Raw genomic sequence first — 26233 nt, 5'->3', positions numbered from 1 at the left:
ATGGCCACGCACCTACTGACCGGTGCGGGGTCGGGCATCGGCGCGGTCCTCGCCCGACGGCTCGTGGAGCGCGGCGACGACGTCGTGGTGCTCGCGCGCGACGCGGGACGCGCGCGACAGATCGCCGAGGAGCTGCCGGGGGTCTCGACCCTGGTCGGCGACCTCGCCCAGCCGGGACGCCTCTCGTGGGCGCTCTCGAAGCAGAGTCTGCCGGATCGCATCGACTCCCTGGTGCACGCGGCCGGCGTCGTCGATCTCGGGACGGTGGGGGAGCTCACCCCGGCGCTCTGGGACCAGCAGCTCGCCGTCAATCTCGTCGCCCCGGCGGAGCTCACCCGTCTCCTGCTGCCCGTGCTCCGGGTCTCGCGGGGGCACGTCGTGTTCGTGAATTCCGGCGCCGGGCTCCGGGCGAGCCCGGGGTGGTCGGCCTACGCGGCCTCGAAGCACGGCCTGCGGGCTCTCGCTGACGCGCTGCGGCAGGAGGAGGCCGAGCACGGTATCCGCGTGACCTCGGTGTATCCGGGGCGGACGGCGACGCCCATGCAGGAGCGGGTGCACCGGCAGGAAGGCCAGGAGTACGACGCGACGCGGTTCATCACGCCGGAGGCGGTGGCGACGACGATCCTCACCGCGCTCGACCTGCCGCGGGACGCCCACCTCACGGATCTCACGGTGCGTCCCCAAGGCTGAACGAGCCGATCACACCATTCTCCTGCACCTCCTCGTGAGGGTGTCAAGGCCCTTCCCTTCCCTGGCGGGGTATCGGAGGCTCGTCATCAGAGAGTCCTGGAGGGCCGACTGATGTCAGAAGTTCCTGATCCCCGTTTCGTGCTTCACCGCATCACGCCGTCGGAGTGGGTGATCAACGATCTGCGCTATCCCCCGAACGACCCGCGCCATGTCGTCGCCTGCGTGTACGAGCTCGCCGACACCGAAGTCGAGGTGACGTGGCTGCGCGATCTTCCGCTCGCGATCCGATACGGCACGGCGTTCGAGGTGCTGGAGGAGGTCGAGCGGATGCAGGGGGCGAGCCGGGCGACGCGTCCCATCGCGATCCCGCATCGACCGCCGCTGCTGGCCACCTGAGCCGGCTCCGCGTGAGAAAGGGCACCCCTCCGTGAGGAGGCGGTGCCCTTTCCTGTGTCCGGATCAGTCGTCGTCGCCGGCGACGGCGGCGCGGTCGGCCTCCGCACTGTCGATCTGGGCGTCGTCCGCATCCTCGTCGAGCACTTCTTCGCCGTCCACCTCGCGCGTCGGGACGTCGTCGGCGTCCCCGTCGGCGATCGGCGGGAGAGGCGGGATCGGGGGAGTCGTGTTGGACATGTCGTCTCCTTTCGTCGGATGCCCTCTGTCTACGCCGGCATGCGCACCCTGGGGAGACCGTTGACGGGCCGTGGCGGGGGCGGCTACGGAGCCGGCTCCGACCTCAGGAAGCAGGGGGCGTGCCGCCGCCTCCCGGGCCGCCCATGCCGGACGCGGCCTGCTGGGTGACGCTGTTCGCATAGTCGTTGGTCGGATCGCGGTAGATGGTGTGCACGTGCCCCCAGCCCGACGTGGTCACGCCGTCGACGTCGGCGCCCGCAGAGCCCTGCTGCGCCTGGAACGCGACGTACACCTTCGGGCCGGAGATCGAGAAGTCGATGCCGTTCCCGGTGCTCATGTCGTACGTCGTCGCCCCGGACCAGGCGATGACGGTGTCATCCAGCGTCTCCTCGATGTCGGCCAGCGTGGACGCCGTGGTCTCCTCGTCGCTCATCCCGGCCCAGTTCGCGATGAGCTGGAGCAGCAGGTCCCGCTGCTCGTCGGAGAGGTCGGCCCCGGACAGCCCGGCTCCGCTGACGAAATCGCACGTGTCGCCCGGTGCGCACATGCTCACATCGCCGGAGGTCAGCGTGGCCTGCTGGTCGGCGGTGAGGCTTTCGAAGAACGCGAAGGCGTCCGTGTAGATCCCGTCGAACGGCTGCACCTCCTCGCCGTCCTCGTTCGTGTAGACGGCGGGCTGGACGCCGAGGTGCGTGGGCGCGAACGTGATCGCGTCGGTGCTGCCGTCCAGCGTGGCGTTGATCCCGAGGTGGTGCCCGCCGAACTGCACCTCGAAGGCGCTGTCGGTCGCCGTCGGATCGCCGAAGAAGGCGATGTAGTACTGCCCGAGGGAATCCTCGGTGCTGCTGCTGTTCTCGGCGAGGTACTCGTCGCCCCCCATGATCCCGGTGACGGTGGCGTAGGCCTCGTCGCTCAGTAGAGCCTCCAGCACGGCGAGCGCCGCCGTCCGCTGCTCTTGGGTCAGATCGGTGAGGTTCAGTCCTGCCCTCTGCACGAAGGTCACCGGGAAGTTCGACCACGACGTCGTCTTCGTCTCGTCGTCGAAGTCGTAGAGCACGGTCTCCTTCTGCTCGTCGGTCAGCGTTGCGAGGAAAGCCTCGGCGGCGGCGGACGTGTCGGCGATCGTCCCCGCGGTCGTTCCGGCATCCGTCGAGGCGGCGGCGGAAGCCGAGGCGGACGACGAGGCAGAGGTCGTCGGTTCGGCGGTCGTGGCTGCGGCGCAGCCGCTCAAGACGAGGCCGCCCGCGAGGACGAGGCCCGAGAGCCAGGCGAGGCGCTTCTGTGCGGGAGAGGATGTCGTGTTCATGCCTCCACGGTAGGAAGGGGACCGGTGGCGGCCCTATGATCTGTCGATGTCCTTCCTATGACGATGGAGCCGCGGCCACGCCACACCATGTTTTTCCGGGCGACGTCCGGGACGCCGCCTCAGGCCCGCCCGGGGGATCAGGCGACCTCGCACATCGGAGCCTGTTGTCGCGCGAATGCCTGAGGTTGAGCGGGATCAGGGGAGATAGCGGTCCACGATCGTGCGGAGCTGTGCCTCGTCGGGTGCCGTGGTCACGCCGGTCACGCGCTGCAGCGTCGCGAACGGGGTCGACGCGGACCCGACGGGAGCCGGCTCGATCTGCGTCTTCCAGTCGGGAGCGATGCGGTCGAGGAGGAGGCCGAGCTGGGCACCCGTGAAGTAGGAGTAGTCGCGTTCCAGGACGGTCTGCTGATCCGGGTCGTCGATCAGAGCGTCGAGGCCGTCGGTGAAGGTGGTCTGTACGGGCGTGAGGCCTCGTGCCTTGTCGAAAGCCCGCTCGACGTAGGTCGCCGTCCCTTCGATGGCCTCCACCTCGATCTCCAACTCCAGAGTCGGCCACGTCGTGTGGCGCGCCATGCGCACCGTGGCGAGGTCGGATGCGAGGGTGGCCAGCGCCTGCGGGTCCGTCTCGGTCTCGACCTTGTCGAAGATCCGCGCCTCGACGCGGAGCAGCTCGTACTGCGCCTCCGTGTGCGGGTAGTCGGGGATGAGCCCACCGGCCACCCAGGGCCAGGCGTCGGGCGCTTCCGGATCGAGCCCCTGCTTCGTGACGTGGAAGTTCTCGTGCAGGGAGAAGCGCGCGAAACCCTGCGAGGTCGTGGTCTCGGTGTCGAGCATCGTCTGGTTGTACTTGAACGCGAGGACATCATCGCCGCCCACCTCGATCACACCGAAGTTGGACGGGGCGTACAGCAGCGCGTCCCCGACGGCGAACGTCCGGCTGATGCGGACGTCATCGAGGTGGGTGGCCCCGGGAACGTCGAGCTTCGTCATGCCGGAGGTGTCCGTGACACCGCTCATGTTGACGAGGATCGCGTGCGACCAGAAGGAGCTCTTCTCCCCGTCCGTGCGCAGCAGAACCAGCGGTTGGTCCTCATACCGGTAGGCGTCCGTCCAGATCTCCGCCGCATGTGCGGCTGCGACGTCGTACTGCTCCGACAGCTGCGTGAGCATCTCCTTGTCGGTGGCGTCGAGGCCCTCGTAGTCCGACGGGGTGGGAGCGAGGAGGCGCCAGGCGATCACCCCGCCGATCCCGAGCGCGAGGACGGCGAGAACACCGAGGATCACGGGAGCGAAGCGGCGACGGCGTCGCGCGACGGAAGCGTGCATATGTAACACGCTACCGTGACGACTGTTTCGTCTTCGTATGCTCCTCCGTCAGGCGATGGCGCGGCATCAGGCAGGGAGGGCGGTGAATGCCTGATGGAGCGCGGGCGCCTGATCCCGCGTGATGCAGCACGCCGCGGAAACACGAAAACCCCCGGCGAACCGAGGGTTTTTCGTGGACCTGAGGGGACTCGAACCCCTGACCCCCTGCATGCCATGCAGGTGCGCTACCAGCTGCGCCACAGGCCCAGACGCTGTTCCGGAGTGCTCCGGGCAACGTGAAAACACTACTACACGAATCCGCATCCGCACCAATCGGGACGGGCCGCCCGGGCGCGTCGGGGCGCGAGGAACATCCGGAGGAGCGACGGCGTTCGATCCATCGTGAGCACTCTCGACAGCATCGTGATCGGCGCCGGCCAGGCCGGGCTGTCCGCGTCGTTCCACCTGCGCCGCCGCGGGATCGAGCACGTCGTCCTGGATGCCGATGCTCGCGCCGGGGGAGCGTGGCAGCACCGATGGGACGCCCTCACGATGCGCGACGTGCACGGGGTCGCCGAGCTCCCGGGCGACACCGCGCCGCCGCGGGACGAGCGGCGGGCCAACATCGCGGTACCGGAGTACTTCGCCGCGTACGAGAAGGCCCACGAGCTGCCGGTGCTGCGGCCGGTGCACGTCCGCCGGGTCCACGATGACGACGGCGTCCTGGTCGTCGAGGCCGACCAGGGGGAGTGGCGCACCCGCACCCTCGTCAACGCGACCGGCACCTGGACGCAGCCCTTCCTCCCGCACTATCCGGGGATGGAGACGTTCCTCGGGGAGCAGTTCCACACCGTCGATTACCCGGGTCCGGAGCACTTCCGCGGCAAGCGGGTGCTGGTCGTCGGCGGCGGTGCATCCGCCGTGCAGTTCCTCGGTGCCCTCGCTCCCCTCACCGAGACCCTGTGGGTCACCCGACGCCCGCCGGTCTGGCGCGATGACGACTTCACACCGGAGGCCGGTGCCGCCGCCGTCGCGCTCGTCGAGAAGCGGGTGGCGGCCGGGCTGCCCCCGGAGAGCGTGGTCAGTGTCACGGGTCTCATGCTGCGCCCCCAGGAACGGGAAGCGGAGCGCCTGGGCGCGTACGCCGACCGTCGACCGCTCTTCCAGCGCATCGAGCCCGACGGCGTGCGCTGGGTCGACGGATCGTTCGAGCGGGTGGACGTGATCCTGTGGGCGACGGGGTTCCGGCCGGCCATCGGCCACCTCGCCCCGCTCCACCTGCGCAGTGCCGCGGGTGGGATCCAGCTCGACCGCGGCGGCCGCGGTACGACGGCGGTGGCCGACCCCCGGGTGCAGCTCGTCGGGTACGGCCCCTCCGTGAGCACCATCGGCGCGAACCGGGCGGGGAGGGCCGCTGCGGCCGGTGTCGTCCGGGCGCTCGCGAAGACGGGAGCCGTGGTTTCGTCCTGACCGTTTCGTCGTCCGGAGCTTCCTGTGGATACGCTGGGAGGCATGCTGCGCATCGTCCTGACCGTCGTCTGGCTGCTGCTCTCCGCGTGGCTCGTGGTGTGGGTGGGGGAAGGCCTGTTCGGCGTGAACCAGCGGGAGTCGATCCTCCCCTTCGCGAGCGGTGACGGCCTGGGCGGACCGATCGTGATCGGCGTCGCCTGGGGCCTGCTGCTCACCTTCGGCGGATCGATGTCGGGTCTGGCGCGGCGCAAGAAGGTCCGCGGGCCGACGCAGATCGGCGTCGGCACCGTCGTCGAGATGTCGCGCACCGGCGTGACCGTGAACGACGTGCCCCAGTACGACCTGTTCATCCGGGTCAGCCCCAGCGTTGGCGACGACTTCATCGGACAGCTGCGCATGCTGCTCGACGCCGGTGACGTCGGAGCGCTGCAGGTGGGGCAGCCCGTCCCGGTCCGCTACAACGTCGACGACCCCGACACGGTCGAGCTCGCCGACCTCAGCGACCCGAGCGTCCGAGAGGCGATGCTCCAGTGGCGCATCGGCCGGGGCCTCATCGACCCGTCCCAGGTCCGCGCGCGTACGACGGGGACCCAGGTGCCCGCGTCCGTCGTCGAGGTGCGTCCGACCGGACGGCGCCGTGAGGGGCAGAGCGAACTCGCGCTGAAGGTGCTCGTGGCCCCCGAGGGAGCAGAGCCGTGGGAGGCCGACACCACCGTGTTCGTCTACCCGCAGGCCGTGTCGCGCCTGCAGGTCGGGGCACCGATCTGGGCGTTCTACCGGCGGGAGGACCCGCACACGGTCGCCGTCACCATCGAGAAGGAGGCGGCACGATGAACCCCCTCGACACGCTGATGTGGCTGGTGAACTTCCCCGCCGCGCACGGCTATGCGATGGTCTTCATCGCGGCGTTCTCGATCCTCGGGCTGTTCGCGGTCTCCGCGCGAGGCACGACCGGAGGCGGCTCGCTGCGGGCTGTCCGTGAGCGGGAAGGCCTTGTTTCGGCGGGCACGCGATCCAGGGGGAACATCGGCGGCTCCGTGATCCGCGTGTTCTTCCGGGTGCTGGCCTTCGTGATGCTCGGTTCCCTCATCATCGGGATCCTGAGCCTGACCGGTGTCCCGGTGACCCGCGCGTACATCTACGAGAACGGTCGTCCCACCACGGGCACGGTCGACGGGGACTGGGTGACGTTCACGGCGGCCGACGGCACCGAGTACACGCTGGAGAGCGACTTCTTCACCCCCGCCGTGTACCCGGACCGTGACGCGTGGATCCCGACCGGGACGCCTGTCGTCGTGCGGTACCTCCCCTCGCATCCGCAGGCCTTCGTCATCGACAGTTCGCAGAGCCCGGGCTGACGTCAGTCGGGGCGCGTAGGGTGAAGACATGTCGCGCATCCTCGTCTTCGGCGGCCACGGCCGCATCGCCCTGCTGCTCGCCCCGCTCCTCGTCGCCCGCGGTCACGAGGTCACGGGGGTGATCCGGAACCCCGATCACGTGACGGAGGTGGAGGACGGCGGCGCGATCGCGCTCGTCGCCGACATCGAGACCATGGACGTCGACGCCCTCACCGAGATCATCCGCGGACACGATGCCGTGGTGTGGTCGGCGGGTGCCGGAGGCGGGAGCCCGGAGCGCACCTACGCCGTCGACCGCGACGCGGCGGAGCGGACCATGGACGCGGCGGAGCGCGCGGGCGTGCGGCGCTACGTCATGGTGTCGTGGATCGGCTCCACGGCCGATCACGGCGTCCCGGAGGACGACTCCTTCTTCCCGTACGCCGACGCGAAGTGGGCCGCAGACGAGCACCTGCGCGCTTCCGACCTCGACGGGACGATCCTCGGCCCCGGCACGCTGACCTTCGATGACCCGACCGGTCGCATCCGCATCGATCCGGAGGGGCGCGGCGAGGTCTCCCGCGCCGACGTCGCGGCGGTCATCGTCGCGACCCTGGAGGACCCGGGCACGATCGGGCGCACGATCCGCTTCGGCAACGGCGACGAGGAGACCTCGGTGCCGATCGCCGAGGCGCTCGCGCGCTGAGGGCGATGAAGTGGAGTCGGTCCCTCGGGCGCCGGGCACGGCGAGGTGCCGCCGCCGCGCTCGTCCTGATCGTCCTCGTGGGAGGTGCCTGCGCGTCGGCGGCTGCCCAGTCCAGCACGGAGCCCGCTGAGGCGGTATCGGTGCAGGCCGCAGAGCCCGGCGAGCTCCGACAGCAGGCCGCCGCTCTCGTCGCGGACATGAGTACCGCGGAGCAGGCATCGTCCATCGTGATGGGACACATCGGCGGGACCGATCCGGCGGTGCTGCGTGCCTATATGCAGTCGGGGCTCGGCGGATTCATCCTCATGGGCGGGAACATCCCGGCCACGGAGGAAGAGCTCCGCGCGCTGACGGCCGCGCTGACCGTCGACCCCGCCCTCCCGCCGCTCATCGCCGTGGACCAGGAGGGCGGCATCGTCTCGCGCCTGCCCTGGGACACCTTCCCGGCGTCGACGACCCTGAAGAGCCGTCCGGTCGCCGAGACCTCGGCAGCCTTCGCGGCCCGCGGCGCGCTCGTCGCCCGCGCGGGGATCACCGTCGACTTCGGCACGGTCGCCGACGTCCCTTCCGACCCCGGCTCGTTCATCTTCGGGCGGGCACTCGGCACCGATCCAAAGAATGCCGCCGACCGCACCGCGGCGGCGACCACGGCCCAGGAGCGCTTCGTCGCGTCCACGCTCAAGCACTTCCCCGGGCACGGAGCGGCGCCCGGCGACTCCCATCACGCGATCCCGAGCACCGGCATGACGAAGGCCGCCTGGCGCGAAACGGACGCCGTCCCGTTCGCCGCCGGTATCGACGCCGGTGCCTCGGTGCTCATGTACGGCCATCTCGCGTACACCGCCGTGGACTCCCGACCGGCGTCGCTCTCCGCGGAGTGGCATCGCATCGCGCGGGAGGAGCTCGGCTTCGAGGGCGTGGCCGTGACGGACGACCTCGGCATGCTGCTGTCCTCGGGGGACCCGGCGTACGCCGACCCGGTCGCGAACGGTGTCGCCGCAGTCGCGGCCGGCAACGACCTCGTGCTCATGATCGCGGGGTCCACCGCGCAGACCGCGACCGACATGGCCGCGGGGATCGCCGCGACGGTCGACGCCGGGACGCTGCCCGCCGAGCGGCTGGAGGACGCGGCGACCCGGGTGCTCACCCTGCGTCTGCAGCTCGCCGCAGCGTCGTCGTCGTGGGGCGTCTGCGGGGACTGCGCCGCCGGCTGACGCTCAGGCGGCGGCGCGCTCGTCCGGGCCGAGCCAGGCGGTGAGGAGGGAAGCGCGGAGGGCGGCGCCGCGGTCCGCGAAACCACGCTGGCGCCGGACGTACTCGGCCTTGCCCTCCGGCGTCTCGATGCGTACCGGTTCGACGTCCCACGCCGACAGGTCGTACGGGGCGGCCTGCATGTCGAGCAGCCGGATGTCGCGCGCCAGCTCGAACGCGTCCAGCAGCAGCTCTCCGGGAACGAGCGGGCCGAGCTTCATCGCCCACTTGTACAGGTCCATGCCGGCGTGCAGGCAGCCGGGCTGTTCGAGGAGGGGCTGATCCTCTCTCGTCAACGCCGCCCGGTTGCGAGGCACCGCCTCCGGAGTGAAGAACCGGAAGGCGTCGAAGTGCGTGCAGCGGAGATCGTGCGCCTCCACCACGGCATCCGTGCCCGCCTGCCCCAGCCGGAGGGGGACGGCATGCCGATGCTCTGCGGCGCGGTAGACCATCGCCCATTCGTGCAGACCGAAGCAGCCGAACTGCCCGGGCCGGGAACCGGTACGGCGCAGCATCAGCGAGACGAGGCGAGCGAGCTCGGGCTTCTCGGCGGCGAAGCGCTCGGCATCCGGCGTCACGCCGTCCGGTGTCGTCCCGGGGGCGTACCAGCGCCAGGCCGCTCGTTCGGACGCGTCCGCCAGCTCCACACCCGCTCCGGGATGCCAGCGGCGGAGCTGCGCGGGCTTGTAGCCGTAGTAGGTGAAGAGGAAGTCCCACACCGGGTGCTTCTCGCCGCGCGCCACACGGTCTCGGTGCGAGGCGGTCAGCGCGTCGGCCCGCTCCCGATGCGCGTCCTCGCGCCGAAGCCAGTCGTCACGGGTGAGGATCATGTCAGTGCAGGATGCCGGCGTCGCCGAGCTGGTCGCGCAGGCCCGCGCCGTCCTCGGCGCTCACCCACGGCACCTCGTCCGCGTCATGGGATTCCATCTCGGCACGGCCGCCGGCGAGCACCGCCTCGGCAGGCAGCAGCCGCCGGATCGCGACACCCGCGACCGAATCCGGGTGCTCCTCCTGGAACTGCGTGTAGATCGCCTCGTCATGCTGGCCGTCGTCGCCGATCAGGAGCCACTTGACGTCGGGGAACTCGGTGGCCAGTCGCCGGAGGTTCGTGAGCTTGTGGTCGCGCCCGCTGCGGAACCAGCGATCGTGCGTGGGGCCCCAGTCGGTCAGTAGCAGCGAGCCGGCGGGGAAGAGGTGACGACCGAGGAACCGCGACAGCGTGGGGGCGACGTTCCAGGCGCCGGTGGAAAGGTAGACCATCGGGGCCCCCGGGTGCTGCCGGAGCAGCTGGTCGAGCAGCACGGCCATCCCCGGGACCGGGATGCGGGCGTGCTCGTCGACGACGAACGAGTTCCAGAAGGCGATGAAGGGCCGGGGGAGCGCCGTGACCATGACCGTGTCGTCGACGTCGGAGACGACGCCGAACCGGGTGCTCTCCGCGACGACGAAGGCGCGCGCCTCGATCGGCTCCTGTCCCTCGACGGTGATCGTGAAGGTCTGCCAGCCGGGTTCGAGGTCGGCGCGGATGACGGTGTCGATGACGCCGCCGCGGTCGGCGACCACCCGATGTGTGCTGTCGCCGACATGAACGTCGACCGAGGCGAAACCCACCGGGATGCCGACGAAGCTGCGCCAGCCGCGGATGCTCGCCGGTTCCCCGTCGCGGCCTCGGCGCTGCGGCGGGACGATCAGCACGCGACCGAGCACACGGACCCACCCGGGGCCGCCGTAGCCCGGGAAGGGCAGCACGGTGGCGCTCCGGCCGCGGCGGCGCGCTCGTCCCTCGCGCCACACGTGCAGGCGGTGCTCGAGACGGGCGAACCAGTGGATCCTGGGCGCCGGGGGTGCGGGGGCCATTGCCTCAGTCTTTCACGTCGGCGTCGGACTCCGCCGCCGGGGCCTCCAGATGACGAGCTTCGAGACGGTGCAGCAGCCGCTTGCCCAGGTAGGCGAGCACGAGGAACAGGGCGATGACCCCGACGAAGAGGTAGCCCGCGAAGTGCACGCGGTCGACGAGCTCGCGGAAGCTCCCGGCCGCCAGCGAGGTGACGCTCACGTACGCCGAGGCCCAGATGATGCAGGCCGGGGTCGTCCAGGCCAGGAAGCGCCGGTATGGGTACTCGCTCATCCCCACCGTGAGGGGGACGAGGGAATGGAGGACGGGGAGGAAACGGGAGAGGAAGATGGCGATGCCGCCGCGTCGGGCCAGGTAGTTCTCCGCGCGCACCCAGTTGTGCTCGCCGATCCGCCGTCCGAGCCAGGAGGCACGGATGTAGGGGCCCAGCCAGCGGCCGAGCCAGAAGCCGACGCTCTCGCCGATGAGGGCGCCGACGACGACGGCCACGCCCATCGCGATGCCCTCGAGGGGAGTGGCGACGCCCATCGAGGCGATGATGACGATCGTGTCGCCGGGGACGATGAGGCCGATGAGGATGCTCGTCTCCAGCATGACGGCGAGACCTGCGACCAAGGTGCGCGTGACCGGATCGATCGACTGCACGGTGTCGAGGAGCCAGAGCAGGAGGTCGTCCACCCCATGAGGATACGGGAGCAGCCCGGTCCTAGGCTGGAAAGGTGCCCGACCGCCTGACCCCCCGAGCCCTGCCGTCCTGGGCGGCGCCGGAGCGACTTTTCCGGGTGCTCGCGCAGCAGCAGGCGGACGTGTTCTGGCTCGATGCGGGCGCTGACGCCGTCGAGGGATGGAGCTTCCTCGGCACCGGGGTCGCGGAACCGCTTCCGGAGGACGTGCGCCTGGATGCCGGGTCCGTCGAGGCCGGGATGCCGCCGTTCCGCGGGGGATGGGTCGGCTGGCGCGACTACGAGAGCGGAGCCGCGCGCGCGGGAGCTCCGGTCGCCATCGACCCGGAGCCGGAAGCCCGGACGTGGCTGCGCGTGACCACGGCCGTGGCGGTCGATCACGCCGCGCACCGCCTGTGGCTGCTGGCGCCGGAGGAGGAGACCGGTGAGGCGGAGCGCTGGCTGCAGTCTCTTCTTCGCGACGCCGGCCCCGAGGTGCCGGCGCCGCGGGCGGTGGAAGACCGACACGTCGCCGAGGCCCGCCATACACCCGCCGCGTACGAGCAGCTCATCGACCGCTGCCGCGACCTCATCCACGCCGGGATCGCCTACCAGCTCTGCCTCACGACGCGGTTCACCGTGCCCGGGGCCCACGACCCCGTCGCCGTGTACGAGCGGCTCCGGGCGGCGACGCCGGCGCACCACGGGGGATTCCTGCGGATCGGGGGACGTGCGCTCCTCAGTGCCAGCCCTGAGCAGTTCCTCCACGCCGGCGGTGGGGTCATCCGCACCCGTCCCATCAAGGGCACGCGTCCTCGGGGCGCCGATGCCGCGACCGATGCCGCGCTCGCCGCAGAGCTCGCCGCGGATCCGAAGGAGCGGGCCGAGAACGTCATGATCGTCGACCTCATGCGCAACGACCTCTCCCGGGTGTGCGTCCCGGGGTCGATCCGGGTCGACGGTCTCTGGGAGGTCGAGAGCTATCCGGCCGTGCATCAGCTCGTCAGCACGGTCAGCGGCACGGCCGCGGAGGGGATCACGGTCGGGGCGCTGCTGGAGGCGGCGTTCCCCGCCGGGAGCATGACCGGAGCACCGAAGCTGTCGGCGATGACACAGCTGCGCGACCTCGAGGGCGCCCCTCGCGACATCTACGCCGGCTGCTTCGGCTACATCGGCGTCGACGGTGCTCTTGATCTCGCGATGGTCATCCGCAGCATCGTCGTGGACGAGGAGGCGGCGTTCGTCGGCGCCGGTGGCGGGATCACGTGGGGATCGGTGCCCGCGGCCGAGGTGCGTGAGGTCGCCACGAAGGCCCGAGCCCCGCTCGCGGCGCTGGGCGCGGAAATGCCCGCCACCTGGCGTTCCGATATCCTGAACTGATCCCGTTTTTCCCTTCAGATTGGTCGTGCGTTCGTTGTCCGAGAACATGTCCACCGCTCCCGTCGACGAGGAGTTCTCCTCGCCGCACGCCATCCAGGCCAAGTGGCAGAAGTACTGGGCGGAGCACGAGACGTTCCTCACGGGCGGAGACGACGACACCCGGCCGCGGCGCTACGTGCTGGCCATGTTCCCGTACCCCTCCGGCGACCTGCACATGGGGCACGCGGAGAACTACCTCTACTCCGACATCGTCGCCCGCTTCTGGCGTCACCGGGGCCACAACGTCCTGAACCCGATCGGGTGGGACTCCTTCGGGCTGCCGGCGGAGAACGCCGCAATCCGCCAGGGCGCCGACCCGCGCGAGTGGACGTACCAGAACATCGCGCAGCAGAAGGTGGGCTTCCAGCAGTACGGCGTCTCGTTCGACTGGAGCCGGGTGCTGCACACGTCCGACCCCGAGTACTACCGCTGGAACCAGTGGCTGTTCCTGAAGATGTACGAGCGGGGCCTGGCGTACCGGAAGAAGAGCCCGGTCAACTGGTGCCCGAACGACCAGACGGTGCTGGCCAACGAGCAGGTCGTGGACGGGCGCTGCGAGCGCTGCGGCTACGAGGTCGTCAAGAAGAAGCTCACCCAGTGGTACTTCCGCATCACCGACTACGCGGACCGCCTGCTCGACGACCTGAACCAGCTCGAGGGGTTCTGGCCGCACAAGGTGCTGCAGATGCAGCGCAACTGGATCGGCCGCTCCGTCGGCGCCGACGTCGACTTCCGCATCGAGGGGCGCGAGGAGCCGGTGACGGTGTTCTCGACGCGCCCCGACACCCTGCACGGTGCGACGTTCTTCGTCGTGGCGCCCGACGGTGACCTGGCCGCCGAGATCGCGGCGGACGCTGAGCCCGAGGTGCGCGAGCGCTTCCAGGCCTACCTGGCCGAGGTGCAGAAGACCACCGACATCGATCGGCAGTCCACCGACCGTCCCAAGACGGGCGTGTTCCTGGGCCGCTACGCGATCAACCCGGTCAACGGCGAGAAGCTGCCGATCTGGGCGGCCGACTACGTGCTGGCCGACTACGGGCACGGCGCCGTCATGGCGGTCCCGGCACACGACCAGCGCGACCTCGACTTCGCACGCGCGTTCGACCTGCCGGTCAAGGTCGTCGTCGACACCACCGCTCCGGTCACCGGTGCCATGCCGGTCATCGAGGTGGACGAGGACGGCGTCCCGATCGACGCCGACGCCGCGCTCGACGAGCAGAACCCGGCGAAGACCGGCGTCGCGCTCACCGGGGAGGGGCGCATGATCAACTCCGGTCCGCTGAACGGACTGTCGAAGCGCAACGCGATCGCACGCGCCATCGAGCAGCTGGAGGCCACGGGGACGGGCCGGGCGGCGAAGAACTACCGCCTGCGCGACTGGCTGATCTCGCGTCAGCGGTTCTGGGGCACGCCGATCCCGATGCTCCACACCGAGGACGGCCGCATCGTCCCGGTGCCGGAGGACCGGCTGCCGGTCAAGCTGCCGAGCGTCGAGGGCCTCGACCTCAAGCCGAAGGGGACGTCCCCGCTGGGCGGCGCCGAGAGCTGGGTGCGCACGACGGATCCGGAGACCGGCGACCCGGTGCTGCGCGATCCGGACACGATGGACACCTTCGTCGACAGCTCCTGGTACTTCCTCCGGTTCCTGTCGCCGAACAGCGACACGGTGGCGTTCGACCCGGCCCAGGCGGCGCGCTGGGCCCCGGTGGACTCGTACATCGGCGGTGTCGAGCACGCGATCCTGCACCTGCTGTACGCACGCTTCATCACCAAGGTGCTCTTCGACATGGGGCTGATCGACTTCACCGAGCCGTTCTCCAACCTGATCAACCAGGGCATGGTGCTGCTCGACGGACAGAAGATGTCGAAGAGCAAGGGCAACCTGGTGCTGTTCCAGGAGGAGCTCGACGCCCACGGTGCCGACGCGCTCCGCGTCGGTCTGGCCTTCGCCGGTCCGGTGGAGGACGACAAGGACTGGGCAGACGTGTCGACCACCGGTGCGCAGAAGTTCCTCGCGCGCGCCCTGCGGATCGCGCACGAGGTCGCCAGCCCCGTCGACGTCGTCTTCGACGGGGGCGACGCGGCGCTGCGCCGTGCGACGCACAAGCTGCTCGCCGAGGCGCCCGCGCTGGTCGAGCAGACGAAGTTCAACGTGCTCGTCGCCCGTCTGATGGAGCTGGTCAACGTGACCCGGAAGACGATCGACGGCGCTGCCGGTGCTGCCGACCCCGCCGTCCGTGAGGCGGCGGAGACCATCGCCGTCATGCTCGACCTCATCGCCCCGCACACCGCGGAGGAGATGTGGGAGATCCTGGGACACGAGCCGTCCGTCGGCCTCGTGTCGTGGCGCTCCGCCGATCCGGCGCTGCTCGTCGAGGACACCGTCACCGCGGTCGTGCAGATCGGCGGCAAGGTCCGCGCGCAGCTCGAGGTGCCGGCACGCATCGGCGAGGCCGAGCTCGAGGCGCTGGCGCGCGCCGATGAGCGCGTCATCCGGTCGATCGGCGATCGGGAGATCGTCAAGGTCGTCGTGCGGGCCCCGAAGATCGTCAGCATCGTCGTCAAGGGCTGAGTCCTCGGCGTGCTCCGCGGTTCCGCCTCCCCCGGTGCGAAGGGATGATGCCCGGATCACGTCGCGACCGGGAACGGCCGTCCTCCACGACGAGTCCCGTCTGAGCGTCTCTCCACGGTCGCTGTGTCCGGAGCCGGGAGGCGGTGGGCGCGGAGCTTAGGGTGACCGGATGACCTCGTCCCCGCCTCCACCTCCTCCGCCCCGTCGGAGGCTCCGCCTCGGACTCGGCGCGGCGGTCGTGCTGGCGATCGTCGCGCTCTCCACGGCCGTCGGCCTCGGGCTGGTGCGGGGTCAACCGTCGTCCGTCGAGGCGGTTCCGCTCGCGGAGAGCTCGGCGTCGGTCGAGCCCGCGCCCGCGGAGATCTACGTGCATGTGCTCGGGGCGGTCGAGCGCCCGGGCCTGTACGTCCTGCGCGCCGACTCCCGGGTCGTCGACGCTCTCGCGGCCGCCGGCGGGTCGACGGACGCCGCCGAACTCGCGGGGGTCAATCTCGCCCGCCGGGTCGAGGACGGTGAGCAGATCCTGGTTCCGGTCGTGGGTGCTGTCGCCGACCCGTCGGCGCCGCCATCCGGAGACGGGACCGTCGATCTGAACACCGCGGATCAGGCGGCTCTGGAAGAGCTCCCGGGAATCGGACCGGCGCTGGCCGAGCGCATCGTCGCGTGGCGCGAGGACAACGGTCGGTTCCGCACGGTCGACGATCTCCTGGCGGTGCCGGGGATCGGGGAGAAGGTCTTGGAGGGGCTGCGAGACGGGGTGCGCGTGTGAGAGTCGCCTACCCCTGGGGATCGCAGGTCAGCGTGGCATCCGTGATCACCTGGGTCGCCAGCTCCCGCTCGGACTCGAGCGGATCGCGTCCGTCGACCAGGAGCTGGACGCTCTCATCGGACAACGCGGAGTCGTAGACGTACTGCCCGACGCAGGGATAGAAGTCCGGCATATCGTCATAGGTGGTCAGGCCGTTCGACCGGTTGATCTCCTCCGCGGACGCGCCGATCTCCTCAGGTGTCGGACGGCTCTCACTGGCGCTGCTCGGCGGGTCCGATGGCTGGGCGCTGGCCGGGGGCGCGCTTTCGGCGGGCAACGAGTCGTTCAGCGCCGACGAGGCCAGCACGAGCGACACGATGAGCACGATGACCCCGATCACGGCGCCGACGACCGAAACGACCATGCCGACGATCGACGGCCACTTCGCGGGGTTCTTCGTGAACAACCCGATCAGCGACACGACGAACCCGGCGAACAGGATCACCGCGCCGACCACGAACAACACGGGGATGAAGGCGAGAACGGCGCCGAGGACGGCCAGGCCCAGCCCGATGAACCCGAGGACCGGCGTCGGCCGAGAAGCAGCGTCAGGGACCTGTTGCGCCGGGGCGGCCGACCCGTATGTCGGCGCCTCGGGATGAGGCAGCGAGGGATTCGTCGGAGCCGAAGGGGGAGCGTAGGCGTCGGTCCACCGTGCTCCGTCCCACCACCGCTGGCGCCCGGAACCATCGTCGTACCACCCAGCCGGGACACTCATACGCTCTCCTCCTCGTCGCGGCAGCGTCCGCCGCGCGCCAGTACCCAGGCTACTCAATCGCTTCCGACGAGGTCGTCACCGCGTCCGACGCCGGCGGTCTCCTCATCGGAGAAGTGCTCCTCCACACCCTGACCTCCGGGGTCGTTGTCCTCCGCTCGTGCGGCGGCGGTCGCGGCGGGCGGAGTGGGCGCCGGCGCGACTCTAGGGTGATCCGATGCATGAGAGGCAGCGTTCGTCCCTGGGGCCCGAGAAGGGATCGGCGTGACGGGCGATCTGCGCCTACTGCCGGTGGCGGTCGGTGCCTGGGGTGTGGCCCTGGTCTGCGTGTTCGTGCCGGGAGCGGCGGCGTGGGTGGCGGGTGGATGCCTGGCGGCCGCGGGGATCATCGGCGCCGCTCTGGCGATCCGGCGCCGCGCAGTCGCGACGATCGGGGGACTGGTCATCGTGGTTCTCGCGACGGCGGCGGCCGTGGCGTTCACCGTGTTCGCACAGTCCGCGGGCCGTGACGCCGTGCACGCGTGGGGAGGCAGAGCCGTCGAAGCGGTCGGTGAAGTCGCGTCGTCGGCGTCCGTGGGACGCGATGGGCGTCTGTGGATGGACGTGCAGCTGAGCGGCATCGGTGCGCCCGGGGCCGTGGCGCCGGCGGCCGGTCCGGTGCGCATCGGCATCGAGGAAGGGGAGGGGTTCGTCCTCGGTGCGCAGGTGCGGGTGACCGGAGAGAGTGCGGAAACGGATGCGGGGGAGCGGGCGGCCCTCGTCGTCTTCGTCACCGCGGGAACGGTGGAACGGTCCGCACCGGGCGTCTTCGGATTCGCTGCCGACCTCCGCCGGTCGTTCGTGGAGCGCGCGACGCGGCTCCCGGAACCCGGCGCCGGGCTCCTTCCGGGGCTGGCGGTGGGCGACACGACCGCTGTGCCTGCCGCAGTCGACGCCGACATGCGTACGAGCGGCCTCAGCCACCTCACCGCCGTGTCCGGGGCGAACTGCGCGATCGTGGTCGCCGCGGTGTTCGCGATCGCGGCGCTGAGCGGCGGGACGCGAGCGCTGCGGGTCGTGCTCGCGGCCCTCGCGCTGGCGGCCTTCGTCGTGCTCGTGACGCCGGAGCCGAGCGTCATCCGGGCCGCCACGATGGCCGCGGCAGGCATGCTGTCGATCCTCGTCGGGCGGCCGAGCGCAGGCGCCGGGATCCTGGCCCTGTGCGTGGGCGCGCTCCTCGTCGCCGATCCCTGGCTCGCATCGACGCCGGGGTTCGCGCTGTCCGCCGTGGCCTCCGGGGCCCTCATCCTGCTCGCCCCGGCGCTGGCGAACGGAATTGCTCGCTGGCTGCCCGGTCCGCTGGCCCTCGCGATCGCCGTCCCTCTGGCGGCGCAGCTCGCGTGCGCGCCCGTCATCGCGCTGTTCGCGGGGCAGCAGTCGCTCGTCTCGGTCGTCGCGAACCTCCTCGCCGAGCCGGCCGCGCCGGTCGCCACGGTGATCGGGCTCGTCGCCTGTCTCGCTGCGCCTCTCCCACCCGTCGCGGATCTGCTCACCGCGTGCGCCTGGCTGCCATCTGCGTGGATCGCGACCGTCGCGCATGTCACTTCCGGGCTCCCCGGCGCTCAGGTGCTCCTCCCCGCGGGGCTCGGCAGCGCTGCCCTGGTCGCGCTGGTGAGCGTCGCGATCGCCATCGTGTGCTGCCGCGGAAGGCCGCGCCTACGGGACGTCACGCGCCCGGACGTCGTGACGGTGTGGTCTCGTCGGCCGGGGCCCTCGATGTCCGGCGGCGTCCTCACCATCGTCCGATGCGTGGCGGCCGGCGTTCTCATCGCCGTGGCGTCCATTGGCGCCTCCCGCGTGCTGGTCGACGGTCCGCTCGCCCCGCTGGTGACGCCGCACGGGTGGGCGATCGCCGCGTGCGACGTGGGCCAGGGCGACGCGATCCTGGTGCGTTCGCAGGACGCGATCGCCCTCATCGACACCGGTCCGGACCCCGGGGCGCTCGACGCCTGCCTCCGCTCGCTGAGCATCGACCGCATCGACCTGCTCGTGCTCACGCACTTCGACGCGGACCACGTCGGTGGTGCGGCCGTGCTCGAAGGGCGAGTGGACACCGTGTTGCACGGACCACCCGCCGACGATGCCGATGCGCGCGTGCTCGATGGCCTGGCGCGGGCGGGCGCGGCCCTCCGCGCGGTCGGTGCCGGAGACCGGGGCACTCTCGGCGGAGCATCGTGGCGGGTGCTCTGGCCGAGGAAGGACAGCGTCGCCTTCCCGCCGGGCAACGATGCGAGCGTCGTCACCGAGTTCGCCGGGGGAGGAGTGCCGCGCGCCCTGTTGCTGGGCGACCTCTCCGCGGCCCCGCAACGCGCGCTGCTCCGCGATACGCCGCTGACACGATACGACGTGGTCAAGGTCGCCCACCACGGGAGCACTGATCAGGAGCCCGCTCTGTACGAGGCTCTGCAGCCGAGCGTGGCGCTCATCACGGTCGGCGCGGGCAACGACTACGGACACCCGCGTCGGGAGACCCTGGAGCTGCTGTCGGCTCTCGGCGCGCACGTCTACCGCACCGACCGCGACGGTCGCACCCTGCTCGGCATCGAGGACCATGCCCTCCGCGTCTGGACCGATGTCGCGCCGCCCTGAGTCGGGTGTCCGACACCGCCGGTAGGCTGGTCCCATGGCAGCTTCCCGTCCTCCCTCCCGCGGCGGCGCGAAGGCCACGAAGATCCCGCAGGTGTCGTGGCGGGAGCCGCACCCCGCGCCGCTGGTGCTCGTCTCGGGCCCGGAAGAGGTCTGCGCCGAGCGCGCGATCGCCGGGGTGCGCGACTACCTCCGTGCGGAGGATCCGGCGCTCGAGGTCAGCGACGTCCGTGCCGACGACTACGCTCCCGGCACGTTGCTCTCCCTGACCTCGCCGTCGCTGTTCGGAGAACCGCGCCTGGTTCGCGTGTCCGGCGTGGAGAAGTGCTCTGACGCCTTCCTCCAGGAGGCCATCGGGTATCTGGAGAACCCGCAGGAGGGGGCCACGGTCGTGCTCCGCCACACGGGCGCCAGCGTCCGCGGGAAGAAGCTCCTCGATGCGCTGCGCGCGGGGACGGGCGGCGGGATCGAGATCGCGTGCCCCGCCATCAAGCGCGACGGCGACCGGGTCGACTTCGCGGCGGGGGAGTTCAAGGCGGCGAAGAAGCGCATCGCCCCGCCGGCACTCCGAGCGCTCGTCTCGGCCTTCGCCGACGACCTCACCGAGCTCGCCGCCGCCTGTCAGCAGCTCATCGGCGACGTCGAGGGCGACATCACCGAAGAGGTCGTCACGAAGTACTACGGCGGCCGGGTCGAGGTGTCGGCATTCGTCGTCGCCGACACCGCCATCGCCGGACGCTACGGCGAGGCTCTCGTGGCGCTCCGCCATGCCCTGTCCTCCGGCGCGGACCCGGTGCCGATGGTCGCCGCGTTCGCGATGAAGCTGCGCACGATGGCGCGCGTCGCCGGCAACCGTGAGCCCAGCAGACAGCTCGCCCAGCGCCTCGGAATGAAGGACTGGCAGGTCGACCGCGCGCGTCGCGACCTGGCGGGCTGGAACGAGCGCTCCCTGGGGATGGCGATCCAGGCGACCGCGCGCGCCGACGCCGAGGTCAAGGGTGCGGCGCGCGACCCCATCTTCGCGCTCGAGCGCATGGTGACGGTCATCGCCACCCGTGAGCCGTTCGGAGGCTAGGGCACCCGCCTCCCGGGAAAGCAGAAAGCCCGCCTCACGAGGAGACGGGCCTTCGGAAGTCAGAAGCTCAGAGAGCCGAGACCTGCTTGGCGATCGCCGACTTGCGGTTCGACGCCTGGTTCTTGTGCAGGACACCCTTGCTGACGGCCTTGTCGAGCTTGACCGAGGCCTTCTTCAGGCTCTTCTCGGCGGCGGCCTTGTCGCCGGCGGCGACGGCCTCGCGGGTCTGGCGGACGAGAGTCTTCAGCTCGCTCTTCACGGCCTTGTTGCGCTCGTGAGCCTTCTCGTTGGTCTTGTTGCGCTTGATCTGCGACTTGATGTTTGCCACGTGTGGACGCTTTCTGTACAGGAGTGATTCGGAGTGCCGGCAGCAGAAGAGGGCTGCTGCACGGCGGTCGTGAGGGAAGAACCCACACGCAAGCCAAGAGTCGAGTCTACCAGTACCGGGCGGGATCGTGCGAAACGACGCCACTCGGGCGAGACGCCGTCGCGCGGGAGGTGGGACCGGGTGCAGAATCATCCACAACGACGACGACGTCAGGAGCCCGATGACCCCCCTCAGCACCGACCCGGCCGCGCGTGCGCGGCTCCGCTGGTCCGCCGCCACCTCGTCCGTCCAGATCGAGGGTTCCCGCCGCGCCGACGGCGCGGGCCGGTCGATCTGGGACGACGAGATCGCCAAGCCGGGACGCATCCGGGACGGCTCGACGGCGGAGCCGGCCTGCGACAGCTATCGCCGCGTGGCGGATGACCTCGCCCTGGTGGCCGGTCTCGGGCTCGATCGGTATCGGTTCTCGATCCCCTGGGCGCGCGTGCAGCCGGACGGACGCGGCCCCGGGAACGTCGCGGCGCTGGACCACTACGCGCGCGTCGTCGATGGTCTGCTGGCGGCCGGCGTCACCCCGTTCCCGACCCTCTATCACTGGGAGCTGCCGAGCGCTGTCGAGGCCGACGGCGGCTGGCTGGCCCGCGATACCGTCGAGCGCTTCGGCGAGTACGCCGCCCTCGTCGCCGCACGCCTCGGAGACCGGGTGTCGTCCTGGTACACGCTGAACGAGCCCGCGATGACCACTCTGCAGGGCTACGCCGTCGGCGCGCTCGCACCCGGAAGGCAGCTCCTCTACGGCGCCCTTCCGACCGCACATCACCAGCTGCTCGCCCATTCCCGAGCCGCCGAGGCGCTGCATGCCCGTGGCGCGGCGAGCGTGGGACTCGTCAACAACCACACCTGGGTCCTGCCGCTGCGGGACACCGAGGAGGATCAGGCCGCGGCCGCGGTGTACGACCTCCTGCACAACCGGCTGTTCAGCGAGCCGCTCCTCTCCGGGACGACACCGGACCTGGAGGTCCTCGGGCTCCCGCCGCTGCCCGTCCTCGGTGACGACCTCGCACGCATCGCGGGATCGATCGACTTCTACGGCGTGAACTTCTACAACCCGACCACGGTCACCGCCGCCGCCGCCGAGGACGACATCCCGTTCGAGATCGTTCCGACTCCCGGAGTGCCCGTCACCGGGTTCGGTCCCGAGTGGCCGATCATGCCGTCCGCGCTGCGCGACCTCCTGATCGATCTGCACCGCCGCCACCCGAGCATGCCTTCGATCATCATCGGGGAGAACGGGGCATCCTTCCCGGAGCCCGACGTCGCCGGCCCTGTGGAGGATACGGATCGGATCGCCTACCTCTCCGCGCACATCGACGCGGTGGGCGAGGCCATCGACGCCGGCGTCCCCGTCGAGGAGTACACGGTCTGGTCGCTGCTCGACAACTGGGAGTGGACGGACGGCTACACGCAGCGGTTCGGCCTCGTGCACGTGGACTTCTCGACGGGGGAGCGCACCCCGAAGGCCTCCTACGGCTGGTACCGCGACCTCATCGCGGGTGCGCGCGCAGCCGAAGACGCCGAGGCGGCACGCGCATGAGCGCGACCCCGGGCCTCGGCACCCACCGAGCGGGCCTGCGCTGGATGTCGCTGTTCACCCTCGCCTGGCTCGCGATCTGGACCGTCCAGCTCACCCCGGTCCAGCTCCTCCTCCCGCTGCAGCTCGACACTCCGGAGGACGACTGGATCCGCGGCGTCGTCTCCTCCGGGATCGTGCTCGGAGTGGGTGGCCTCGCCGGCGTCGTCGCCGGGCCGCTCGCCGGGGCGCTCTCGGACCGCGCCCGCGCCGGCGCACACCGGCGGCGGCCGTGGGCTCTGGGAGGGGTCGCGCTCACGGCCGCCTGTCTCGTCCTCACCGGATTCGCCGACGGCCCGTGGGCGGTCGGCGCCGGCTGGGTCGGCGTCTCGATCGGCGTCGCCGTCTCCTCCGCCGCGTTCACCGCGCTCATCGCCGACCAGCTCCCGACGACGCAGCGCGGTGCCGCATCCGCCGCGGTCGGGTCGAGCCAGGCGGTCGGGATCGTGCTCGGGGTGGGGCTGGTCGTGCTGCTCGGCCTCGGCATCGTCGCCGGGTATCTGCTCCTCGCCGGCATCATCGCGGTGGTGGGCGTCGCGGCGGCGCTGCTGCTGCCGGACCCCCCGAGCACGGAGGCGCTGCGTCCCCAGCGCATCGGGCGGCCCCGCCTGGCGTCGCTCCGCGACCGCGACTTCGCCTGGATGCTCTCGGGCCGGCTCGTCACCAACATCGGCAACGCCCTCGGCACGGCGCTGTTCCTCTTCTTCCTCCTCCACGGTCTCGGACAGGAGAGCACGACCGCACAGGACAACCTCCTCCTGCTGATCGTCGTCTACACGGTCTTCGTGGTGCTCGCCTCCGTGATCACCGGGATCATCTCCGACCGCACCGGGGAGCGGCGCCGGCTCGCCGTGGGGGCCACGATCGTGCAGGCGGCGTCGGGCGTCGTGATCGTGGCTCTGCCCACCTTCGAGATGACGATGGTCGCCGCCGCGCTCATGGGCGTCGGCTACGGCGCCTTCTCGACGGTCGGTCTCGCGTTCGCAGCCGATCTCCTCCCGGATGAGCAGGATCACGCGCGCGACCTCGGCATCGTGAACGTCACCGCCGCCCTCGGACAGCTCATCGGTCCCGTGCTCGGGGCGGGGCTCGTCGCGCTGGCCGGCGGGTTCTGGCTCGTCTTCCTCGTGGCAGCCGTCCTGTCGCTCGTCGGCGGAGCGCTCACCGCCGCCGCGCGGCCTCGGGTGCTCTCAGCCTGACGCCGTGCGCTGCTCGATCGTCGCGATCGCGAGGGAGAGGACGGCGTTGAACACCCGCGGGCGCATGGCCGTGATCAGGTGCGTGGTCCGTGGCACGACGATGAGCTCCGCCTCCGGGGCCAGGCGCCGGAACAGGGGTTCGTTCAGCCGGAGCTGATCGTACTGGCCGTTCACGAACCAGAGGGGCACCTGGATGCGGGGGACGGCGGCCGCCACATCCAGGGCGGCGAGGCTGCGCAGCGTCTGGTCCTGGATGTCGAGGGCGTACCCGCCGGCGGCGAAGTCTCCGCGATTCTCCTCGGGGATCGTCGCGGCGAGCATGCGCTGCGTCAGCCACATGCCACGGTCGGGCAGGGAGTCGACCGCCCGGGCGAACAGGCGGTACGCGCGTAGCCCGGCGCCGCGGGGAAGCGAGGTGCATGCGGCGGCGACGAGTCCGTCGACGGGCGGAGGCTCAGCGCCACCGGTGTACGCGAGCGAGAGCAGCCCGCCCATGGAGTGGCCGACCAGCAGCACGGGGCCCGTCTCGGCCGCGGCGCGGACGGCCGCATCGATCGTGTGCAGCGCCTCGTGGAGGGTGAAGTCCTCGTCCATCCGGCTGCCGTGGCCGGGGAGGTCGACGGCGGTGACGGGGAGCCCGCGTGCCCCCAGGTACTCGATCTGCGACCGCCACATGGTGGCCGACGTGCGGATGCCGTGCACGAGGACGGTCTGGACGGTCACGCCTTCAGCATAAGGAAAGCGGGGCCGGTGGATGGACCACCGACCCCGCTTCGACACGAGGTGTCAGAGGATGTTACTTCTCCCAGCCGACGTTCTCGACCGGCGTGACGCCGAACAGGTCGAGACCGACGTAGGGCTCCGGCGTGAGGTTCGCCAGGCCGTTCTTGACCACGTAGATCGAGGGGCCGCTGTACAGCGGGATGAGGCCCCAGGTCTGCTCGATGATCTTCGGCTCGAGGTCCATCGCCGCGGTGGTCCAGGACTCCGCGTCCTTCTGGCTCTCGACCTCGTCGGCGATCTGCTGGTCGATCTCCTCCGTGCCGGTCGCCGACAGGTTCAGACCGCTGTCGGAGCAGTAGAGCTGGCAGAACCAGGCCGGGCCGAACGGGTCGGAGTCGGTGAAGCGGAGCGAGACGACGTCCCAGTTCTTCGTGGTGAAGTCGCTGGAGAAGTCGGCGGAGGCACGGACATCGATCTTGAGGTCGATTCCGATCTCCTTCTGCTGCGCCTGCAGCGACTTCGCGAGGGCCTCGATGGTCGGGTCCTCACCGAAGATCGGGAAGGTGACGGAGAGCTTCTCGCCGTCCTTCTCACGGATGCCGTCCTCGCCCTCGGTCCAGCCGGCGTCGTCGAGGAGCTTCTTGGCGCCCTCGACGTCGTGCTTCAGACCGGCTTCGGCGAACGAGTCCTTGTAGCCGTCCTGGAACGAGTACAGGTTGAGCGAACCGGCGACCGGCTCCTCGTAGCCGAGGCCGTTCCACGCGATCTGCTTCTGCTGGTCGACGTTCACGCCGAGGAAGAACGCCTTGCGCACGTCGATGTCCTCGAACTGCGGCTTGTCGGCGTCGACGAGCAGGACCGTCTTGGCGGTCTGCTGTGCGCGGCGGACGACGGTGTCGTCCACTTCCTGGACCTGCTTCAGGCGGTCGTTGGTGTTGGCGCCCACCATGTCGATCTCGCCGTTCTTGAAGGCGTTGATCGAGGCGTCGGGCTCCATGGCCGTGAAGGTGACCGTGTCGAGCAGCGGCGCGTTGCCCCACCACTCGGGGTTCGGCTTGAACGAGACGAAGCCGCCGTTCGCGTCGAACGTGTCGACGGTGTACGGGCCGGCGCCCCACTCGGGGTGCATGTTGCCGATGAAGGCCTCGTTGAACACGGCCGGGTCGGCGATGTCCGGGTGCAGGACGCCACCCGTGAGGAACGCCATGGACGGCCAGGCGTAGATGCCGTCGAACGTCACGACGGCGGTCTTCGCGGTGTCACCCTGCTCGACGGTCTTGATCTGCTTGTAGCCGTCGGTCGCGTTCGGGTTGAAGCCCTCGTCGTAGGAGCGGTTGGCCTTCCACGTGGCGTCGATGGACGTCCAGTCCATGTCGGTGCCGTCGTTGAAGTGCGCCTCGTCCTTGAACGTGAAGGTGATGGTCGTGTTGCCATCCTCCTCGCCGATCTCGTACGCGTCGAGGTAGGCGTCGTTCTTCGTGACCTCGCCCTCCGGCGAGACCAGGAGGATCTGCGGCATGTACCACGACCACAGGCGAGCGGTGTCAGCACTGGCATCGCTGTTGAAGCCGTTCAGCTGCTCCGGGATCTCGTTGATGGGGAAGTTGACCTCGCCACCTTCCTGGAGGTTGCTGCGGTCCTGCGGGTTGTAGTCGGCGGTCTTGGTCTCGACCTTCTCGCCGCCGTTGTCTCCGCCGCCGTTGTTCCCGGAACCGCTCGCGCAACCCGCGAGGGCGAGTGCGAGGGCGCCGCCGACCGCGACCGCCCCCAGCAACTTCTTGTTCTTCATGGTGCTCCTTTCGCCTTTCGGCGTTTCATAAAGGGAAGACTAGTTCGCGCTGTATCCCGGAACACGGCGCTGCGGTGAATGCCGCCTAACCGTTATCGGACGGTGACCAGGAACGCGCGCATGGGATCCGGG

At 70.5% G+C, this 26233-nt stretch carries 24 protein-coding genes and 1 tRNA gene; 14 read left to right on the top strand and 11 right to left on the bottom strand.

The genetic code is table 11. From position 1 onward, the window contains the following. Complete coding sequence (locus ACFU8V_RS12200; protein WP_025104964.1) at positions 1–690, top strand: SDR family oxidoreductase; 690 nt, start codon at positions 1–3, stop codon at positions 688–690. 138 nt (positions 691–828) lie between these two features. Beyond that, complete coding sequence (locus ACFU8V_RS12195; protein WP_164498151.1) at positions 829–1086, top strand: hypothetical protein; 258 nt, start codon at positions 829–831, stop codon at positions 1084–1086. Positions 1087–1149: 63 nt separating this feature from the next. Here the strand turns inward: ACFU8V_RS12195 and ACFU8V_RS12190 are convergent, their stop codons facing one another. From ACFU8V_RS12190 to ACFU8V_RS12175, 4 genes are all read right to left on the bottom strand, one after another. After that, positions 1150–1323 (bottom strand): hypothetical protein, encoded by a 174-nt coding sequence (locus tag ACFU8V_RS12190; RefSeq protein ID WP_164498152.1) that lies wholly within the window; start codon positions 1321–1323, stop codon positions 1150–1152. 103 nt (positions 1324–1426) lie between these two features. After that, on the bottom strand, positions 1427–2629 hold the full coding sequence (locus ACFU8V_RS12185; protein WP_378871430.1) for a DUF3500 domain-containing protein: 1203 nt from the start codon (positions 2627–2629) through the stop codon (positions 1427–1429). A gap of 195 nt (positions 2630–2824) precedes the next feature. Next, entirely contained in the window at positions 2825–3958 is a 1134-nt protein-coding gene (locus tag ACFU8V_RS12180) for a hypothetical protein (RefSeq protein WP_378871427.1), read from the bottom strand. A 173-nt stretch (positions 3959–4131) separates the two neighbouring features. Beyond that, positions 4132–4204, bottom strand: a tRNA-Ala gene (locus ACFU8V_RS12175). 135 nt (positions 4205–4339) lie between these two features. Between ACFU8V_RS12175 and ACFU8V_RS12170 the strand changes: the two genes are divergently transcribed. From ACFU8V_RS12170 to ACFU8V_RS12150, 5 genes are read left to right on the top strand one after another with little or no spacing between them, the layout of a single operon-like run. Beyond that, entirely contained in the window at positions 4340–5407 is a 1068-nt protein-coding gene (locus ACFU8V_RS12170) for a flavin-containing monooxygenase (protein ID WP_378871424.1), read from the top strand. A 42-nt stretch (positions 5408–5449) separates the two neighbouring features. Further along, complete coding sequence (locus ACFU8V_RS12165) at positions 5450–6241, top strand: hypothetical protein (RefSeq protein ID WP_378871421.1); 792 nt, start codon at positions 5450–5452, stop codon at positions 6239–6241. Further along, on the top strand, positions 6238–6765 hold the full coding sequence (locus tag ACFU8V_RS12160; RefSeq protein WP_378871418.1) for a hypothetical protein: 528 nt from the start codon (positions 6238–6240) through the stop codon (positions 6763–6765). Before ACFU8V_RS12165 ends, ACFU8V_RS12160 begins: the two co-directional genes overlap by 4 nt. A 28-nt stretch (positions 6766–6793) precedes the next feature. Then, positions 6794–7450: an SDR family oxidoreductase gene (locus ACFU8V_RS12155; RefSeq protein WP_025104957.1), complete on the top strand. Its 657-nt coding sequence runs from the start codon at positions 6794–6796 to the stop codon at positions 7448–7450. A 5-nt stretch (positions 7451–7455) separates the two neighbouring features. Continuing rightward, the gene (locus tag ACFU8V_RS12150; protein WP_378871415.1) at positions 7456–8664 is read left to right on the top strand and encodes a glycoside hydrolase family 3 N-terminal domain-containing protein; all 1209 of its coding nucleotides are present in this window, start codon (positions 7456–7458) and stop codon (positions 8662–8664) included. 3 nt (positions 8665–8667) lie between these two features. On the opposite strand, the gene ACFU8V_RS12145 is transcribed toward ACFU8V_RS12150, so the two are convergent. From ACFU8V_RS12145 to ACFU8V_RS12135, 3 genes are read right to left on the bottom strand one after another with little or no spacing between them, the layout of a single operon-like run. Next, on the bottom strand, positions 8668–9531 hold the full coding sequence (locus ACFU8V_RS12145; protein WP_366215521.1) for a 3-methyladenine DNA glycosylase: 864 nt from the start codon (positions 9529–9531) through the stop codon (positions 8668–8670). 1 nt (position 9532) lies between these two features. After that, positions 9533–10558 carry an App1 family protein gene (locus ACFU8V_RS12140; RefSeq protein WP_062634229.1) on the bottom strand — a complete coding sequence of 342 codons (1026 nt, stop codon included), beginning with the start codon at positions 10556–10558 and terminating at the stop codon, positions 9533–9535. Between the two features lie 4 nt (positions 10559–10562). Then, on the bottom strand, positions 10563–11234 hold the full coding sequence (locus ACFU8V_RS12135; RefSeq protein WP_249521154.1) for a DedA family protein: 672 nt from the start codon (positions 11232–11234) through the stop codon (positions 10563–10565). A gap of 41 nt (positions 11235–11275) precedes the next feature. Here ACFU8V_RS12135 and ACFU8V_RS12130 point away from each other — a divergent pair, with 41 nt between their 5' ends. From ACFU8V_RS12130 to ACFU8V_RS12120, 3 genes are all read left to right on the top strand, one after another. Next, complete coding sequence (locus ACFU8V_RS12130; RefSeq protein ID WP_378871410.1) at positions 11276–12598, top strand: anthranilate synthase component I family protein; 1323 nt, start codon at positions 11276–11278, stop codon at positions 12596–12598. A 46-nt stretch (positions 12599–12644) separates the two neighbouring features. Next, a complete protein-coding gene (gene leuS, locus ACFU8V_RS12125; RefSeq protein ID WP_029989824.1) occupies positions 12645–15209 on the top strand; it encodes a leucine--tRNA ligase in 2565 nt (854 codons plus the stop codon). 169 nt (positions 15210–15378) lie between these two features. Then, positions 15379–15978, top strand: a complete 600-nt coding sequence (locus tag ACFU8V_RS12120; RefSeq protein WP_378871407.1) for a helix-hairpin-helix domain-containing protein — start codon at positions 15379–15381, stop codon at positions 15976–15978. Positions 15979–15985: 7 nt separating this feature from the next. Here ACFU8V_RS12120 and ACFU8V_RS12115 read toward each other — a convergent pair whose 3' ends face one another. After that, positions 15986–16735, bottom strand: a complete 750-nt coding sequence (locus ACFU8V_RS12115; RefSeq protein ID WP_378871404.1) for a DUF2510 domain-containing protein — start codon at positions 16733–16735, stop codon at positions 15986–15988. A gap of 261 nt (positions 16736–16996) precedes the next feature. Here ACFU8V_RS12115 and ACFU8V_RS12110 point away from each other — a divergent pair, with 261 nt between their 5' ends. Together ACFU8V_RS12110 and holA are read left to right on the top strand one after the other, a co-directional pair. Beyond that, the gene (locus tag ACFU8V_RS12110) at positions 16997–19360 is read left to right on the top strand and encodes a ComEC/Rec2 family competence protein (protein ID WP_378871401.1); all 2364 of its coding nucleotides are present in this window, start codon (positions 16997–16999) and stop codon (positions 19358–19360) included. 34 nt (positions 19361–19394) lie between these two features. Next, entirely contained in the window at positions 19395–20432 is a 1038-nt protein-coding gene (gene holA / locus ACFU8V_RS12105; RefSeq protein WP_025103705.1) for a DNA polymerase III subunit delta, read from the top strand. Positions 20433–20499: 67 nt separating this feature from the next. Here holA and rpsT read toward each other — a convergent pair whose 3' ends face one another. Continuing rightward, positions 20500–20760 carry a 30S ribosomal protein S20 gene (gene rpsT / locus ACFU8V_RS12100; RefSeq protein ID WP_025103704.1) on the bottom strand — a complete coding sequence of 87 codons (261 nt, stop codon included), beginning with the start codon at positions 20758–20760 and terminating at the stop codon, positions 20500–20502. Between the two features lie 220 nt (positions 20761–20980). Between rpsT and ACFU8V_RS12095 the strand changes: the two genes are divergently transcribed. Together ACFU8V_RS12095 and ACFU8V_RS12090 are read left to right on the top strand one after the other, a co-directional pair. Then, on the top strand, positions 20981–22354 hold the full coding sequence (locus tag ACFU8V_RS12095) for a glycoside hydrolase family 1 protein (RefSeq protein WP_025103703.1): 1374 nt from the start codon (positions 20981–20983) through the stop codon (positions 22352–22354). Then, the gene (locus tag ACFU8V_RS12090) at positions 22351–23589 is read left to right on the top strand and encodes an MFS transporter (protein ID WP_378871396.1); all 1239 of its coding nucleotides are present in this window, start codon (positions 22351–22353) and stop codon (positions 23587–23589) included. Before ACFU8V_RS12095 ends, ACFU8V_RS12090 begins: the two co-directional genes overlap by 4 nt. On the opposite strand, the gene ACFU8V_RS12085 is transcribed toward ACFU8V_RS12090, so the two are convergent. Both ACFU8V_RS12085 and ACFU8V_RS12080 read right to left on the bottom strand, forming a co-directional pair. Beyond that, on the bottom strand, positions 23581–24312 hold the full coding sequence (locus tag ACFU8V_RS12085; RefSeq protein ID WP_126892957.1) for an alpha/beta fold hydrolase: 732 nt from the start codon (positions 24310–24312) through the stop codon (positions 23581–23583). The genes ACFU8V_RS12090 and ACFU8V_RS12085 overlap by 9 nt on opposite strands. A 73-nt stretch (positions 24313–24385) precedes the next feature. Further along, a complete protein-coding gene (locus ACFU8V_RS12080) occupies positions 24386–26101 on the bottom strand; it encodes an ABC transporter family substrate-binding protein (protein ID WP_062766639.1) in 1716 nt (571 codons plus the stop codon). Positions 26102–26233 lie beyond the last annotated feature (132 nt).

This window comes from Microbacterium sp. NPDC057658, assembly GCF_042799975.1.
GTDB lineage: Bacteria > Actinomycetota > Actinomycetes > Actinomycetales > Microbacteriaceae > Microbacterium.
Note: the sequence above shows the minus strand (reverse complement) of the source record. Positions and strands in the feature narration are given on the sequence as shown.

Bases quoted from the DNA above. Each gene is read 5' to 3' on its own strand.
- ACFU8V_RS12140 (WP_062634229.1), bottom strand. From the start codon at position 10,558: ATGGCCCCCGCACCCCCGGCGCCCAGGATCCACTGGTTCGCCCGTCTC.
- ACFU8V_RS12185 (WP_378871430.1), bottom strand. From the start codon at position 2,629: ATGAACACGACATCCTCTCCCGCACAGAAGCGCCTCGCCTGGCTCTCG.
- ACFU8V_RS12165 (WP_378871421.1), top strand. From the start codon at position 5,450: ATGCTGCGCATCGTCCTGACCGTCGTCTGGCTGCTGCTCTCCGCGTGG.
- ACFU8V_RS12150 (WP_378871415.1), top strand. From the start codon at position 7,456: ATGAAGTGGAGTCGGTCCCTCGGGCGCCGGGCACGGCGAGGTGCCGCC.
- ACFU8V_RS12120 (WP_378871407.1), top strand. From the start codon at position 15,379: ATGACCTCGTCCCCGCCTCCACCTCCTCCGCCCCGTCGGAGGCTCCGC.
- ACFU8V_RS12095 (WP_025103703.1), top strand. From the start codon at position 20,981: ATGACCCCCCTCAGCACCGACCCGGCCGCGCGTGCGCGGCTCCGCTGG.
- ACFU8V_RS12200 (WP_025104964.1), top strand. From the start codon at position 1: ATGGCCACGCACCTACTGACCGGTGCGGGGTCGGGCATCGGCGCGGTC.
- ACFU8V_RS12190 (WP_164498152.1), bottom strand. From the start codon at position 1,323: ATGTCCAACACGACTCCCCCGATCCCGCCTCTCCCGCCGATCGCCGAC.
- ACFU8V_RS12145 (WP_366215521.1), bottom strand. From the start codon at position 9,531: ATGATCCTCACCCGTGACGACTGGCTTCGGCGCGAGGACGCGCATCGG.
- ACFU8V_RS12160 (WP_378871418.1), top strand. From the start codon at position 6,238: ATGAACCCCCTCGACACGCTGATGTGGCTGGTGAACTTCCCCGCCGCG.
- holA (WP_025103705.1), top strand. From the start codon at position 19,395: ATGGCAGCTTCCCGTCCTCCCTCCCGCGGCGGCGCGAAGGCCACGAAG.
- ACFU8V_RS12180 (WP_378871427.1), bottom strand. From the start codon at position 3,958: ATGCACGCTTCCGTCGCGCGACGCCGTCGCCGCTTCGCTCCCGTGATC.
- ACFU8V_RS12080 (WP_062766639.1), bottom strand. From the start codon at position 26,101: ATGAAGAACAAGAAGTTGCTGGGGGCGGTCGCGGTCGGCGGCGCCCTC.
- ACFU8V_RS12115 (WP_378871404.1), bottom strand. From the start codon at position 16,735: ATGAGTGTCCCGGCTGGGTGGTACGACGATGGTTCCGGGCGCCAGCGG.
- ACFU8V_RS12155 (WP_025104957.1), top strand. From the start codon at position 6,794: ATGTCGCGCATCCTCGTCTTCGGCGGCCACGGCCGCATCGCCCTGCTG.
- leuS (WP_029989824.1), top strand. From the start codon at position 12,645: ATGTCCACCGCTCCCGTCGACGAGGAGTTCTCCTCGCCGCACGCCATC.
- ACFU8V_RS12090 (WP_378871396.1), top strand. From the start codon at position 22,351: ATGAGCGCGACCCCGGGCCTCGGCACCCACCGAGCGGGCCTGCGCTGG.